This is a genomic window from Rossellomorea aquimaris, assembly GCF_000935355.1.
Taxonomy (GTDB): Bacteria; Bacillota; Bacilli; order Bacillales; family Bacillaceae_B; genus Rossellomorea; species Rossellomorea aquimaris_B.
In genome coordinates this window covers 335599-350642 of record NZ_JXZC01000001.1, presented here as the reverse complement: position 1 = coordinate 350642, position 15044 = coordinate 335599, and the positions used below count along the sequence as shown (strand labels likewise).

The 15044-nt window shown below is 40.9% G+C and carries 17 protein-coding genes and 1 riboswitch; of the genes, 1 reads left to right on the top strand and 16 read right to left on the bottom strand.

What is annotated here, in order from left to right; all coding sequences use genetic code 11:
- Window positions 1–13 precede the first annotated feature (13 nt).
- The 14 genes from TV75_RS01885 to TV75_RS01820 form a co-directional block, all read right to left on the bottom strand.
- Entirely contained in the window at window positions 14–1033 is a 1020-nt protein-coding gene (locus TV75_RS01885; RefSeq protein ID WP_044337958.1) for a thiazole biosynthesis adenylyltransferase ThiF, read from the bottom strand.
- A complete protein-coding gene (locus TV75_RS01880; protein ID WP_044336948.1) occupies window positions 1033–1797 on the bottom strand; it encodes a thiazole synthase in 765 nt (254 codons plus the stop codon). Before TV75_RS01880 ends, TV75_RS01885 begins: the two co-directional genes overlap by 1 nt.
- 1 nt (window position 1798) lies before the next feature.
- Window positions 1799–2002, bottom strand: a complete 204-nt coding sequence (gene thiS / locus TV75_RS01875) for a sulfur carrier protein ThiS (protein WP_044336947.1) — start codon at window positions 2000–2002, stop codon at window positions 1799–1801.
- Between the two features lie 4 nt (window positions 2003–2006).
- Window positions 2007–3104, bottom strand: a complete 1098-nt coding sequence (gene thiO, locus TV75_RS01870) for a glycine oxidase ThiO (RefSeq protein ID WP_044336946.1) — start codon at window positions 3102–3104, stop codon at window positions 2007–2009.
- A gap of 1 nt (window position 3105) precedes the next feature.
- Window positions 3106–3729 carry a thiamine phosphate synthase gene (locus TV75_RS01865; protein ID WP_044336945.1) on the bottom strand — a complete coding sequence of 208 codons (624 nt, stop codon included), beginning with the start codon at window positions 3727–3729 and terminating at the stop codon, window positions 3106–3108.
- A complete protein-coding gene (locus TV75_RS01860; protein WP_044336944.1) occupies window positions 3719–4522 on the bottom strand; it encodes an energy-coupling factor transporter transmembrane component T family protein in 804 nt (267 codons plus the stop codon). Before TV75_RS01860 ends, TV75_RS01865 begins: the two co-directional genes overlap by 11 nt.
- Window positions 4519–5946: an ABC transporter ATP-binding protein gene (locus tag TV75_RS01855; RefSeq protein ID WP_044336943.1), complete on the bottom strand. Its 1428-nt coding sequence runs from the start codon at window positions 5944–5946 to the stop codon at window positions 4519–4521. The genes TV75_RS01860 and TV75_RS01855 overlap by 4 nt, the downstream gene beginning before the upstream one ends.
- 14 nt (window positions 5947–5960) lie before the next feature.
- Complete coding sequence (locus TV75_RS01850; protein WP_044336942.1) at window positions 5961–6539, bottom strand: ECF transporter S component; 579 nt, start codon at window positions 6537–6539, stop codon at window positions 5961–5963.
- Window positions 6532–7230 carry a thiaminase II gene (gene tenA / locus TV75_RS01845; RefSeq protein WP_044336941.1) on the bottom strand — a complete coding sequence of 233 codons (699 nt, stop codon included), beginning with the start codon at window positions 7228–7230 and terminating at the stop codon, window positions 6532–6534. Before tenA ends, TV75_RS01850 begins: the two co-directional genes overlap by 8 nt.
- A 117-nt stretch (window positions 7231–7347) precedes the next feature.
- Window positions 7348–7455: riboswitch (TPP riboswitch) on the bottom strand.
- A 289-nt stretch (window positions 7456–7744) separates the two neighbouring features.
- Window positions 7745–8344 carry a response regulator transcription factor gene (locus TV75_RS01840; RefSeq protein WP_044336940.1) on the bottom strand — a complete coding sequence of 200 codons (600 nt, stop codon included), beginning with the start codon at window positions 8342–8344 and terminating at the stop codon, window positions 7745–7747.
- Window positions 8341–9477 (bottom strand): sensor histidine kinase, encoded by a 1137-nt coding sequence (locus tag TV75_RS01835; protein ID WP_044337957.1) that lies wholly within the window; start codon window positions 9475–9477, stop codon window positions 8341–8343. Before TV75_RS01835 ends, TV75_RS01840 begins: the two co-directional genes overlap by 4 nt.
- A gap of 147 nt (window positions 9478–9624) precedes the next feature.
- The gene (locus tag TV75_RS01830; protein ID WP_044336939.1) at window positions 9625–9822 is read right to left on the bottom strand and encodes a hypothetical protein; all 198 of its coding nucleotides are present in this window, start codon (window positions 9820–9822) and stop codon (window positions 9625–9627) included.
- 154 nt (window positions 9823–9976) lie between these two features.
- Window positions 9977–12508 (bottom strand): cyanophycinase, encoded by a 2532-nt coding sequence (locus tag TV75_RS01825; protein ID WP_253275455.1) that lies wholly within the window; start codon window positions 12506–12508, stop codon window positions 9977–9979.
- A 198-nt stretch (window positions 12509–12706) separates the two neighbouring features.
- Entirely contained in the window at window positions 12707–12988 is a 282-nt protein-coding gene (locus tag TV75_RS01820; RefSeq protein WP_044336938.1) for a DUF6509 family protein, read from the bottom strand.
- A 168-nt stretch (window positions 12989–13156) separates the two neighbouring features.
- On the opposite strand from TV75_RS01820, the gene TV75_RS01815 reads away from it, so the two are divergent.
- Complete coding sequence (locus TV75_RS01815; protein WP_044336936.1) at window positions 13157–13465, top strand: hypothetical protein; 309 nt, start codon at window positions 13157–13159, stop codon at window positions 13463–13465.
- Window positions 13466–13533: 68 nt separating this feature from the next.
- Here the strand turns inward: TV75_RS01815 and TV75_RS01810 are convergent, their stop codons facing one another.
- Window positions 13534–14112, bottom strand: coding sequence for a hypothetical protein (locus TV75_RS01810; protein WP_044336935.1), 579 nt, complete (start codon window positions 14110–14112; stop codon window positions 13534–13536).
- Window positions 14113–14155: 43 nt separating this feature from the next.
- A complete protein-coding gene (locus tag TV75_RS01805) occupies window positions 14156–14905 on the bottom strand; it encodes an exodeoxyribonuclease III (protein WP_044336934.1) in 750 nt (249 codons plus the stop codon).
- Between the last annotated feature and the right edge of the window lie 139 nt (window positions 14906–15044).

Below are 15044 nucleotides of genomic sequence, written 5' to 3'. Positions count from 1 at the left end.
TGTTCTCCTCCCTTTATCCCAAATAACGATGATAAACCGATTTTGCTTCCCTTACATCTTTTGTTCCGTGAACGAGAGCACGTCCATCACGAAAGAGTACGATTCGATAAGATTCGACCTCGAATGAAATCAAATATGGATTTCTAACAACTTGTGTCCCCTGGAGTTCTAACCATTGTGATCGTTCAATAAGATCGATTCCATGTTTTGAAACTGGACGGATCTGAACTGAATCCCTCCCACAAAGGACGGCTGTTTTGGTTTGATTTTCGTATTTCAGACTGGGGAATGTATTATGCTCTCCACATGAAGGGCATCCATCCCTTTTCAGTTTGCTCACATCAAGCGAAGTATGCTCATTTTTCCATAAATCAAAAGAGACCACTTTATTCCCAAGTGCCTCCATGTCTTCTACAAGTATCTTTAATGCATCAGTTGTTTGATAAGCCACCACTGTGGAGACGGCAGGGCAGATGATGCCCGCTGTATCACATGTCATCCCACCGATTGGAACAGTGCCGATCAAACATTGAAGACAAGGGGTGATACCGGGAAGAATAGTGAATGATAGTCCATAACTCCCAACACACGCACCATAAATCCAAGGAATGGAATATTTTTGAGAGATATCATTTATGATCATTCTTGTATCAAAGTTATCCGTTGCATCGATGATAAGATCTACGTTCTTGGCAAGTCTCAACATTTCTTCGGGCATGGCATCCAGTACATGCTCTTCAATTTTCACAGTTGAATTAATCGCCTGGAGTCTTTTTTTTGCCGCAACAGCTTTGGGGATTCGATTTCTTGCATCTTCCTCGTTATATAGCTGCTGACGTTGTAAATTACTCCATTCTACATAATCACGATCCACAATCGTCAACTTCCCGATACCAGCACGCACAAGGGCTTCTGCATTGCCTGTTCCCAGTGCTCCCGCCCCGATCAGCAACACATGTTTATTGCTTATTAACTTTTGTCCCTCTGTTCCGATGGGGTGAAACAGCGTTTGTCTTGAATATCTATCTTCTATCAAACACTCATCCCCTCCACTGGGCTGCTTGCTGTTGCATAACGTTTCTTCGGAATTCTTCCAGCCTCAAATCCGAATCGCCCCCCTTCAATCGCAAGCCTCATGGCATTCGCCATCATAACGGGATCGTTCGCAGAAGAGACGGCTGTATTGAGTAATACAGCATCAGCCCCGAGTTCCATCGCAAGAGCAGCATCTGAAGGAGAACCAATTCCAGCATCCACAATGACCGGTACTTTTGTTTGCTCAATGATGAAACGGAGATTGACTGGATTGATGATTCCCTGTCCAGATCCTATAGGGGAAGCGCCCGGCATGATGGCATGGGCCCCTAACTCTTCCAATCTCCTTGCAAGAACAACATCATCAGACGTATAGGGAAGCACCGTAAAGCCTTCTTTTATTAATTCTTCTGTTGCTTTCAGTGTTTCGACGGGATCGGGCAGCAGCGTTTTATCGCATCCGATCACTTCTACCTTAATCATGTCACAGAGCCCTGAAGCTCTCGCTAATTGCGCATGCCGGACTGCTTCCTGAGCACATTTAGCCCCTGCTGTATTCGGTAATAATGAATAGTTTTCAAGATTCAGTTTCTCCAAGAAATTAGGTTGACCAGGCTCAAATATATTCATGCGCCTTACTGTGAACGTAAGAATTTCTGCACCGGAAACCTCGACAGCTCTTTTCTGAATATCAAAATCAGGATATTTTCCCGTTCCCAGTAAAAGTCTTGAATGGAATGTGTACTTTCCGATTTTTAACATTTCAACCGCCTCCTACAAATTGGACAAGCTCAATAGTATCGCCTTTTTTTAGTTCAGCCTTTTCATGCTCATTTTTTTCAAGAATGTTTTGATTCTGTTCAACAATAATCACTCTGTTTTCAAGTTTAAAATAGTGAATTAAATCTGCAATCGTCGAAATTGTGTCTGGGACCGTGACCACCTGTCCATTTATACGTAATTCCACTTTCTCAACTCCTTTGGTATTCATCTATTGGGTGAGTATCCTTACCTTCAATAATATCTGCCATCATCACTCCTGTTATTGGGGCGAGGAGAATACCATTACGGTAATGCCCCGTTGCAATGGAAAGACCATCCCATTCCTCACTTCTCCCGATAAATGGAGATCCATGATGTGTGTGTGGACGTATGCCGGCCCAAGCCTTTTCCCACTCGGCGTAAGCTAAATCAGGCAATATGCTTGTCGCCAGCTGCATGAGGTTCAATAAACCATCTACGGAAATGGTTTCATCAAAGGTATGGGGCTTCTCTGTCGCCCCTATTAAAAGTCTTCCACCCATTTTCGGAACAATGTAGCAGCCATCAGTGAAAATTGTACGTTCTACTACTTTCCGGGATACTTTTACTGAAAAGCATTCTCCTTTGACTGGATACGTATTGAAAGTCTTTTTCAACTGTTTCAGTAGAGATTGACTCCAAGCACCTCCCGCTACGATCGTTTCGTTAGCGTAAAAGGGACCTATAGATGTTTGAATCCCCGTAATCCTGCTTCTTTCTATTATAAAATCATAGACGTCCGTAAATTCTTTTATTTCTGCACCTAAACTTGCCGCTGCCAAACCTAACGCTTGTGTAAGCTTTAGGGCTGAGACATTTCCATCCTTTGGAATATATAAACCACCAGCCACATTTTTTGAGAGATAAGGTTCGTAGATAGATAGGCTTCCAGGAGATAACCATTCAACCTGTTCCTCTTTTGCTGCTATAGATGCAACTTTCAGTAAGTCATGGGCTTCTTCCTCTGTTTTCGCTAGTTTAATCATTCCATTTTCTACATACTCAATGTTCATTCCGCTGATTTCTTTGAGTTCCTCAGCTAATGTAGAATACATATTCCGGCTTGCCATCGCCAAATGATACATAGGACTCCCCCCATGTAATTCTGTTTGAACGCCAAGCATGCCTGCTGCGGCTTTCGAAGCTTTTCCCGCCAATTGATTCCTCTCAATCAGGAGAACTTTCTTTCCTCTTTTGGATAACTGATAGGCAATGGAGCAGCCAATCACTCCTCCACCCACAATTATGACGTCATACTGCTTTACCAAACTACCTCACCTCCTTATGTAATTCTTTATAATAGGATCGGGCTGAATCAATTGGATCTTTTGACAGGAAAATGCCTGATAAAACCGCCACCCCTCTTGCTCCAGTTTGCATTATTTCACGTATACGATTAGGTGTGATGCCACCGATAGCGATAGTAGGGACAGGGATTGATTGAACCAAATTCACCAAACTTGCTACTCCCACGGCGGTTTTCCCTGGTTTCGAAGAAGTAGCATATACATTTCCATAGAGTAGATAATCCGCTCCCTTATCCATTGCCAGTTGTGCTTCTTCAAGGGAATGGACAGAAGCACCTATTTTCAAGGAAGGAAAAGCACTTTTCACCAAGCTGATATCCGCACTTTGATGGCCAAGCTGCACCCCTCTTACATGCTTCATAAAGGCAATGTCTGCACGATCATTGACACATAATTTTGTTAATGGGACTCCTGCTTTTACTAATCGATCGATGGCCACAGCCATTTCTTTCCCCGTCCACTGCTTTTCGCGAAGATGGAGCATGTCGAGATATGGATAAATGGACTTGGAGATTTTCACTAATTCTTCCACAGATTGTTTTCCTGTTGATATCACATGTAATTGTTTTCTCGTTTCAATTTCCATAGCGAACATCTCCCGCCGGAAAAATAGGTAGATGGGTAGAAAAATAGTAACTGAGCACAATCATGAAGAGAATGCTCCCCAAGAAATATCCATCATATTTCGAAAAGGTTACTCTGTAGTAATAGGTTCGCTGCCCACTTCCTTTAAAACCCTTTGTTTCCATGGCCACAGCAATTCGGTGCGCTCTTCTGATGCTCTGGGCAAGCAGGGGAATGGAATACGATTTCAATTTATGGAATACGTGCTTTATTCCTCTACGTTCTTCAACTCCCCTGACTCTCATGGCGTTTCGTATCGTGAAGAATTCTTCAATCATAATGGGAATCAATCTAAATCCCGCCATAAAACTATACGCATACTTAGGTTTTAATCTCAGCTGCTGCATGAGGGAGTAGAAAAGCTTCACCGGTCTCGTTGTAAGGGCAAATAATAATCCCAAGATAGCGAATACGATGGTACGCAATCCAACATGGATCCCCCGATAAAAACTCTCTTCGGTAATGTGGATCAATCCAAGTTTCATCCATGTTGTTTCACCTTTCCCAAATAAAATCATTGATGAAGCTGTAGAGATGAAAACAAGGAAAAAGGGTAGGATCATTAGACTGACGGTTTTATATGAATATCCTGAGAACACCCATAACAGGAGAAAAAACAGTAAGCTCAAATATAACAACCAGTTAAGATAATGAATAAAAAGCAGGAATACAAAAAGCCCGATCAAGGTCATTAGCTTGAAGCTGGGATTGATTTGATGAAGCCAGGTTTCTCTGTGCTCGAGTTCTATATTCATATTGCTTTACTACCTGTAATCTCATTATTGAAATCCTGGGTGAGGCGCCCGTTTTCAATGATCCATACTCTGGATGCAAAGTGAGTAATGATATTTTCATCATGGGTCACCATCAGAATGGTAGACCCTTCTTTTTGATAGTCTCGAAGCATCTCAAGTAACGCAAACGTATTTTGGGAATCCTGGCCAAAAGTCGGCTCGTCCAATAACAGAATATCTTTATTCCTGACAAGGGAGGCTGCGACGCTTAATCTGCGCTTTTGCCCCACGGATAAATGATAGGGATGATGATGTTTGAATGGATCAAGCTTGAATCGCTTCAATAGTGCATGCACTTTTTCTTCCACTATCCCTTCATCCCACTTCCCCCGCCGAAAGGTATACGCAACTTCATCAAACACACTGTGTGTTACAAACTGAAACTCGGGATTTTGAAAAACAAATGTACATTCTCTTGGAACATTCTTCCCTTTTACCTGTCTTCCATATAATTCATACTTCCCGGTAGTCGGGATGAATTTCATGAGACTGTGGAGTAATGTAGATTTCCCGGCTCCGTTCTTTCCGGTGATTGCAATCCACTCACCTTTAATGCTGCCGGCATTTTGAAGGTGGATCTTCACCTCTTTTTGTACATACCCTTTGAAGTTCTCTAGCTTTATAGTCGTCCTTCCAAACGGGGCAACCTTCTCCGGTGGGTGGGAAGAAAGATAATCTTTCCACGCTTCCGGATACCATACCCCAACTGATTTCAATGTTTCCTTAAAATTTGATAAGATGTGAGACTTTGGACCATCAGCCGCTATCCTTCCACAAGCATCGAAAAGAATAATACGGTCAATGATTTCCATTACGTGATCCAGCTTATGTTCAACAATAAGTAACGTTTTATCTTTACATTTCGTTTTCACTGTTTCCCATACAGATTTTGTACTCTCTTCATCCAACATGGCTGTAGGTTCATCCAGAAATAGCGTATGGGGATGGAGCGCAAGGGCAGAAGCAATGGCCAATTTTTGTTTCATCCCCCCTGATAGAGATGAGATTTTCGTATGGGAATCCCCCAGACTTAAATTCACCTTCTTTAACAGTTTTTTAATTTCCTCTGGCATTTCGTCTCTTGGAGTTTGCTTGTTCTCCAAAACAAAGGCAATTTCCTCATCAACATAAGGCATACAAAATTGAGCGTCCGGATCTTGAAAGACATACCCGAAAGATTCAGGACGTTCAATCGATTCAGCTTTCATCGGTACATCTATCGAATGGGGGATCACACCGGATAGAACCTGAAGGAGTGTGGATTTTCCACAACCAGATGGCCCGAGTAGCAATACCTTTTCCCCGTCTTTTATCTTAAGGCTTACGTCTTTAAACATCAGATTCTCTGAACCGGAAAATGTAAGCCGCAGATTTTCAACATGCATGGTCCTTCCCTCCTTTACTGATTAAGGGCATCGTAATCTCTTTGGTCTGCACGTCTTACCAAACTGGTTACCCCCGTTTTCTCCAAAGCCTTAACAAGATAAAAGGCTCCTATGCCTGCTATCAAGATGGAACCTATTAATCTGGCACCAATAAAAAGTGATAAATTCCACAGAACGAGGTCTCCCATGTATCCTTTTAAATAGTCCATCAGGATTGATCCAATTGCAGAGCACACTGCTGCTGTACAAATGATGAAGACATCATGACGTTTATAGCGGGTGATAAGGAAAATGAACTCTGCAAACAAACCTTGAATCAGACCGAATAGGAGTACCTCGAGGCCCCATTCACTTCCCATGAGAAATTCCCCTGAAGATGCTGCAATCTCTGCCAGAAGTGCCACGCCAGGTTTCTGAATGATTAAAAAAGCCACGGTCGCCGCCATGAACCACATGCCATAGATCAGTTGATCAGCATGCAATCCAAATGGCTTTAACAGGTTGTAGACCGGTCCCCAAAGCTTATAAATGATTCCAAAACCTATGGAGATAACGACCGTTACTAAAATGTCCGTCAGCTTTAATTTAGACATGTATTCCACCTTCTTTACCAAGAGATGACTGAAACGGCCAATTCTCCAGAGTGTATGCCATTTCCCAAAACTGTAATTCATATATGCTGCTTAAAATAAAATTCTCTCTCATTCTTTCCTTATCTGTTACCGTCATCGTTTCAGCCAATCCATCCAGTCGATGGATCTGTTCTTCCACTAATTCCCGAAACCATTCTCCGCCATACGCTGCGATCCACTCCTGATAGATGGCATCCTCAGGTGTGGATGATTTCAAGCGTTCACCGATTTCATAATACAACCAGTAGCAAGGAAGTATTGCCGCCAGAATATCTGCAAGGCCTCCATACTGTGCGGAACGATACATATGCGACGTGTAGGCATAGGCAGTGGGAGAAGGTTTAAACTGCTGTTTTTCTTCTTCCGTAATTCCTAAACGGTTTGAGAAATTTTCATGAAGTGAAAGCTCTGCTTCATTTGTCCCCACAGCGTGTGTTGCCATTCTCGATGTGGTATGTAAGTCTGTTGCCTTGGCTGCCCCAAGTGCCTGCACCTTTGAAAAGTGCGACAGGTAATAAGCATCTTGCAGAATGTAATACCTGAAGTTTCGAAGGGGAAGGGTTCCATCGCCGATACCTTTAACAAATGGATGTTGAAAGCTCGCTTCCCAAATTTCCTTCACTTCATTTCTTAAGTACGCTGTAAATGACATAGTATCTTTCTCCTTTTCCAGACGATCCGAAATAGGCAACAAAAAAGCCACTTTCCATTATGCATACAGCATACAGAAAGTGGCTTGAGATCAGAATGTTAGATTACGATTCTACGCGACCGTCAAACACCACTTCCCTACGCTGGTCTCAACCAGATCAGGTTCAAAGGGTCTTAAAGTCACACTTTAATCTCAGCCTTTAATAAGGCACCCCTAGTGGATCGTCCTATGAAATTTTGTATTCGATGCTATCGTACCACGATTCTTTTACTTGTCAACACCAAAAAGAGATCCTTTCATCATTTTCACATTTGTCCTTTCCAGACAAAACCAATGATGGCAAAGGATTCCCCTTAATAAATTTAATTGAAATACTTTTTAGAATAAGGTTCTCACAAAGCAAAATTAAGCACTTATTAAAAATATATAAAAATACAAGGGATCGATTAAACATGTATAAACACTACATTAAAAGCAGGGACGGACCTCCACGTTGGAGGTCCGTCCCTGCCCATCATTTAAACCATCCTTTTTCTTTTGATTGAGTGATGGCTTCGATTCGATTTTTTACTTCAAGCTTGTCTAGAATGGTTGAGATGTAGTTTCGGACGGTACCCGTTTTGAGGCTGAGCTCATCGGCTATCTCCTTCGTGTTTTTCCCGTCGGCAACCAGCTCCAACACTTCTTTTTCTCGATCTGTGAGAGGGTTTTCTTCACCGTACACATCGTCCATGAGCTCCGGAGCATATATACGTTTACCGTCCATCACAAGGCGGATCGAGTTCGCCAGTTCCTCACTTGGACTATCCTTTAACAAATAACCTTTCACCCCGCCCTTTAATGCACGTTGAAAATAACCGGACCTCGCGAAAGTTGTCAGTATGATCACTTTGCAATCTTTTCCCTTTAATTCCTCTGCGGCTTCAAGACCGGTCTTTTTAGGCATTTCAATGTCCATGATACAAATATCCGGCTTCAGCTCGTGGACGAGGGCAATGGCTTCTTCTCCATTGTCGGCTTTCCCTACCACTTCCATATCATCCTCCAAGCTCAATAATGAGCCTAAAGCCCCTAGTAACATTCGCTGGTCTTCTGCAATCACAATTCGAATCATTCCATTCCCTCCCTGTCTGTCTGCTTGATTACTTTCGGCACTCTCATTATCAAAGTGGTTCCAACCTCGGAAAAAACGTCTAAGCTCCCATTCACAAATTCCAAACGTTCTCTCATCCCGATTAGACCGCTGCCTTTAGATTGTGTGTAATCTCCCTCGATCCCCTTACCATCATCCTTCACTATGATGGTCATATCTTTATCCGACTCTTCAATGATAAGCTCACAGTACGACGCCTTGCTGTGTTTGACAACATTTGTCACGGCTTCTTTTAGGCACATGCTCAAAATATTTTCCAGAAAGAGTGATGCCTGGGGCAGAATGATTTCATCATCCATCACGAAAGCAATTTCAGCTGCCTTTAATAGCTGTTTAATCCGGACGATTTCGTCTTTTAGTCGGATCCCCCTCATTTGTGAAACCATCGTCCTTACTTCACTTAAAGCGGTTCGTGCCGTTTGTTGAACATCCTTTAATTCATTCCGGGCCTGCTCTGGATCCTTGTACACCAATTTTCTGGCCAGATCGCTTTTCAGGCCGATGAGAGAAAGCTTTTGACCCAAAGTATCGTGCAGATCACGGGCAATCCTTTGGCGTTCTTCCTGCTTGACCAAGTCTGAAATACGTTTATTGGCATCCTCCAACTGATCTTCGAGCTGCACCTGTTTATTGCGATTATAAATATTAAAAGGTAACAGAATGACGCTTATCCAAATGATCAGAATAAAAGGAAATTGGGATAGGAATAATTCATCCTGTATAACAAAATTATAATTGATCGATGCTGTCGTTAATACAAGGTGGATAATATAAAGGGTTAGAAATGCCACCCGGTTTTTTATATTCCCATTATAGTAGGCAATATAAAAAGCAAAATAGATAAAATTAAATTGAATGGTCATGGTAATGGATATGGCAATTAAAATCGACGTCCATAAATAAACCGGCCAATCCTTTGAAATAAAAGCAAATCGTAAGGAAATAAAGAACATGATGGTCAATGAAATCCCTACAACAATTTCGATCGTAGAGGAGGACTGAAAGATAAAATAAAATGGCAGGATGCTGATGATGCTCCATATGTATGGGGAAATTCCGGAACCTTTTTGTATATTGATTAACTTTTTCGGCATTTGCACGATGCAGACCTCTCTTACTTTCATTATTTTAAGCTTGTCTCCTATATTATTACATGAATTATCCCGATTTTCATAACAAGTGGTTGGGATGTTATGAACCATTAGAGAAGTTAATCATAGGAAACCCTAGACTCTAAAATACTAATATTTCCGATTTTGTATCGCTTTTTGCTTTTGCATGATCCCATAGGATTTATGGATGATATCTGTTAACACATCACCTTTATAAACTCTTCCGATTTTCGTGTTTTGCTGATAGTATTCAACGATTTCATCCAATTTTTTTGATGTTTCCTTATCAACCCTTACATTAAGTTGCATTCTTCCTTGATCTGACAAGGTTCGCCCTCCTTTTCTATCTTTCTGTTAGTAACTGCTAGCACTTTGTTATCACTAGTATAACAGATGCTATCAATTGCATATACCGGCAAATGACCTATAAAAAGTTGATTCAATTTGAAAAAGCCCGAGCGTCAATCCGCCCGGGCAAGTTTTATTTGTTTTCAATCGAGATTTTAACTGGTACGATATCCATTCTCACATTGAGATATGAGTAATCGTCTTTGTTTCCATCTTTATAACCCCAAAAACCTTCCGTTTGATCTCCTTTTTTGAAAGTAAGTTCGAATCCTTCATCTTCAGAAAAACTATAGCTTTTCACTTCATCCTGTCCAAAGTTATCAAGAAGGCTATAGCTTAAATAGTTTGCAAGAGAAGGATGCGGCGTCAATACTCCTGTATGGGGAGCAGCTTTGTATTCGTAGTATTCATAGTCTTTTGTTGAGACCTTATGATCACTGATCGTATATTCCTTTGTATTTAAATTTAATTGATCACCAGAGGTAATCCATGACAAATGTACATTTTTATACGTATGAGAAGATTGTGATAAATCTGACTGACTCAAATCTACTACTGAAACGCCGCCTCTCCCTTTTACTTCAATGGTTTTGGCTTTGTTATCCACTATCATCGCTGTATCTTCATCGATACCATAGGAGTATTCATTTTTTTCTCCATGTTCAGCAGTGGTTGCGATTAAACGTCCCAAACGTGCTTTTTTATCAAAATGCTGATCAACGATACCGTACGGGAAGAAACCTAATCCCTTCTCAAGATATCCAGGTCCGCCTTCTTGTTGAGACATGCCGTCATACGTATCCGTAAACCCTTTCGATAGAGTGTCATAGCTTCCACCACCCGCGATCATGACATCGCTCATGATTGCAGCTCCTGCACTAGTACCGCCAAGAACGGCTCCATTACGATAAATTTCCCACATATTTTCAAGAGCCAGTGATTTGGATCCATCTTGATTTAACAATGATTGAGTGATATCCGTTTGATCTCCTCCAACAAACCAGATGGCATCATACTCTAAAATACTTTCTGCTATATCTGGATTATTCTTATTCTCCATCCACTTAGACTCATCTTCTTCTGTCCCTTTGAAGTCATGATTTGATAGTGGAAGAATGTCGATATTTTCTTGAGGTACACCATATGTTTCCAGATCTTCTTTAAATGCATGTGAAGACTTTAAGCTGGAACTTGCAGCAGGGATAATCCCTATCTTCCCGTTTTCCCCAGCCCGATTGATAAATTCTCTGTACACTTCTTCATTACTACTCCCCAGAGCTCCTCCAACAATCACCAGGCTGCCTTTTGTCTCAGCATCAAAAGAACTTTCAGGCACTTCTAATGAGGATGCATGAAACTCCTGTGTAAGCTGGTCTTTCTTATTAAAATCGACGGATACAGGTGAAACATTCATTTCCACATGCAATAGGGAGTATGAATCTTTTTGACCATCCTGATATCCCCAATACCCGTTTGTTTCATCTGTCTGTTTGAACTCTAACTCGAAACCATTTCCTTCAGTATCATAAATATAGCTGTAAACCTCACTTACAGCTTCATTGTCCACCAGGGAATACGACAGGTAATGTGGTAATGTTCCATATGATGATAGAACTCCTGTAGCCGATAGAGGTTTAAAGTTATAATATTCATAGTCTTTTGTTTCAACCTTATCCTCGCTTATGTTAAATTCATTCGTTTTCACATCGAGCACATCTCCAGGAGACATATAACTAAGATCAATGTTCTTTATTTCTTCTCCTGTTAAGGTGGATTGAGATACATCCACTACCGTAATGTTACTTCTGCCCAATACTGAAATCGTCTGTTCTTCATTGTTGACCACCATCGCAGTATCTTCATCAATTCCATAGGAAAAGTGGTTTTTGTTCGTTTCGTAGCGGATGGCTGTAGCAGCTAGTCTGCCTAGCCGTGATCTTTCATTGAAATGTTGATCTACTATTCCCCACTGAAAGAATCCAAGCCCTTTTTCAATATAGACGGGTGCATATTCTTCTTCGGGATTCGAAACGTCTTCAGTTATAAACTCTTGACGAAGCCCTCCTAAACTATCACCGCCTGTAATCATCACATCACTCATGATGGCTGCTCCGGCGCTTGTCCCACCAAGGACGGCTCCCTTTCGGTAAATATTCCAAATTTCATCTAAAGCTTTCGTGTTTTTCCCATTGTCCTTTACTAATGTGTCTGTGATTTTAAGCTGATCTCCTCCGACAAACCAAATACCTGTCATCTTCTTGATTTTTTCTGTTATTTCTTTCTTTTGAGCATTATTTTTCCATTTACCTTCGTCTTCCTCTGTACCTGAGAAATCGTGAGCAGATAGAGGAAGGATTTCAATCGATTTTTCATCTACTCCATACGACATCAAATCTTCCTTGAATTGATTTGATGACTTCAGGGAGCCTGAAGCAGAAGGAATGATTCCTATTTTCGCTTTCTTTTTACCTCCTGATAGTTTAATGAACTCTTCGTAAACAGCCGAGTTGCTGCTACCTAAAGCTCCTCCGACAATCACTAGATTCCCCTTGATGCCGCTCTCGTTTTCCTTGGCAAATACACTGGAAGTTGCCAAGCTCATTATAACTGTAAATACAGCTATAACAATGAATAGTTTCATCGCTTTACCCAAATGACCATTCATCAACATTTCTCCCTTCTATTAATCTATTTTCAATTATTTATTATGCAATTTCCATGCCAACTCTGAAGTGTCTGAATTATCAGTCACATAAGAAAGAAAGGGTTAAAATAGGCTATTTATGGTGAGGTTACAAATCAACCAATAAAAAAACCTCTACATTCGTTTGGTTTCGAACGTAGAGGGTATAGCTCATATCGATTACCCGATATTTTCCTCGCAATATGAAAGAATGAGACTTTCTTCATCTTCTTCTAATTCAAAATCAAGATATTTCTCAGAGTTTCGTTCTACAATGGTCGACTGTACGACCCTGGCACCGTCTTCGTCCCGGACAAAAATGGCTTTTATGTAAATACCCTGTTCACTAAATAGCTCATCATCCTCGGGTACTTCAATATCAAGTATAACTTCATAACGCTCTCCGCTTAGTATACCAGTAGGGTCTTTAAGCTCCTCAGCACTGTGATTGGTAATATTCATTCTTCTAACTTCCTTTCAATCTAAAACAAGTTTCTTACATCATTCTATTATACACCTTTATTCACTCATTTTAAAAATCTAATCGATCATAACCAAGTAAATGAATAGGCTTCTTCCTCCATCTTCGTTATAATACTGAATAGAATCAACGTTTAAGGAGAGAATGCAATGAACTCTAAAGAGAGGCAAGAGAAAATCATTCAAAATTATCAAAAGGACGAGCATATGATGATTCTTGTATTTGCACAGTGGTGTGTGAATCATGACCTGGACCCTGCTGCCCTTTATCAGAAAGCCTATCCGCATCAGGGAGAAAACCCCGCATTATTGCAAGGAATTGCCTTAACGGTCCCTAAAGAAGAGGCTGAAGAAATTCCCGATACGACTTTACTTGGTGTCCTCTCCCTATTTGGAAACGATGACTTGGCACATGTCGTAACAGAAGAAATCAACAACCGCCCTGGTAATAGAGGATAATGAATGATCGACTACAAACCGATAAAGCGCCCCTCGATCATGATTAATCGAGGGGCGCTATTTTTTCTTTAAGCCTCATCCACCGTTTGAAGGAGATGAAAAAGGAAATCATATATGAGCTCATAGGCAGCAAGCATCGTGAGTTCTTCATGAAAATCCGGGATATCGTTTAAAGTAATGTTTAAATCCCATAATCCATCCTCACCATTAAACAATAAGTCATAAGATGATTCGCCTTTTAGGGTTTTATCCAAGTACTGCTCGATTTCACTGCGATATTTCTTTTGGAGCTTTAATCCCAGCATCGCATCATACGTACCAAACACGTCATCCACTTCTATCGAAACAGCATCCACCCCAATCATATCAAACCATTCCAGTTCCAGGAAGATGAACTCGTTTTTATGTTTTTTCAGATAGGTGATCGGATGATTCAGAAAATGAAATGATTCTTGTGCGATTAGTTCTTCTGTTTCCTTCTCACAACGCTCGATATAAGCTTCTTTGAATCGCGAACTGGATTCCGGTGTCACTATCTTGCCAGCATCCACCAATTCATGTTTCAATGCAAATTCTTTTTCCTGTGGAAATAAAGCAACGCTACCATTCGATTCTTCGATATACTGCAGCAACCTCTTTCTTAACATCCTTTACCCTCCGCAAATGTATTCTTTCTACTTCTTTTATACACTACTCCAACTCTAAGTATACAGGACAATGATCACTTCCGAGTATTTCAGTGTGGATCTCTGCGGTCTTTATAGCGGGTGCTAAACGGTTTGACACAATAAAGTAATCAATTCTCCACCCAATATTCCGTTCCCGCACATCACTCATATAGGACCACCAACTAAAGGCATCATCTTTTGTTGGATGGATATATCGGAAAGAATCCGTAAACCCTTCCTGCAGGAGCATGGTCATTTTCTCGCGCTCTTCATCTGTAAAACCTGAATTCCCCCGATTTGATTTGTCATTTTTCAAATCTATTTCGGTATGTGCGACATTCAGGTCCCCACATAGAACGACAGGTTTATGATGTTTCAAATCAGCAAGATACTTCCGTAAAGTATCCTCCCACTCCAGACGTTCACTTAGCCTTGACAGATCCCTTTTTGAATTAGGTGTATATACATTCACCAAATAAAAAGAATCATACTCACAGGTAATGATCCTTCCCTCAGGCTCCATATCTTCATTAATGCCATAAGAGACAGACAGTGGCTTCTGTTTAGTGAAAACGGACGTTCCTGAATATCCCTTACGCATCGCATAGTTCCAATATTGATGGTATCCCTCTAGCTCTAATGAGATTTGCCCTTCTTGAAGCTTTGTTTCTTGAAGGCAAAAAATATCTGCGTCCACATGTTGAAAATAATCTAAAAATCCTTTTTTTACACAGGCTCTAATTCCATTTACATTCCATGATACTAATTTCATATTAATCTATTTAACTCCTTTACTCATAGCCATACCCTTTATTATCCTACCATAAAACCACCCGAAGATATTCATTATACTGATATAACATACTCATTCACGCGATGTTATTCTGATATAACTTCATCTCACCCTTGAA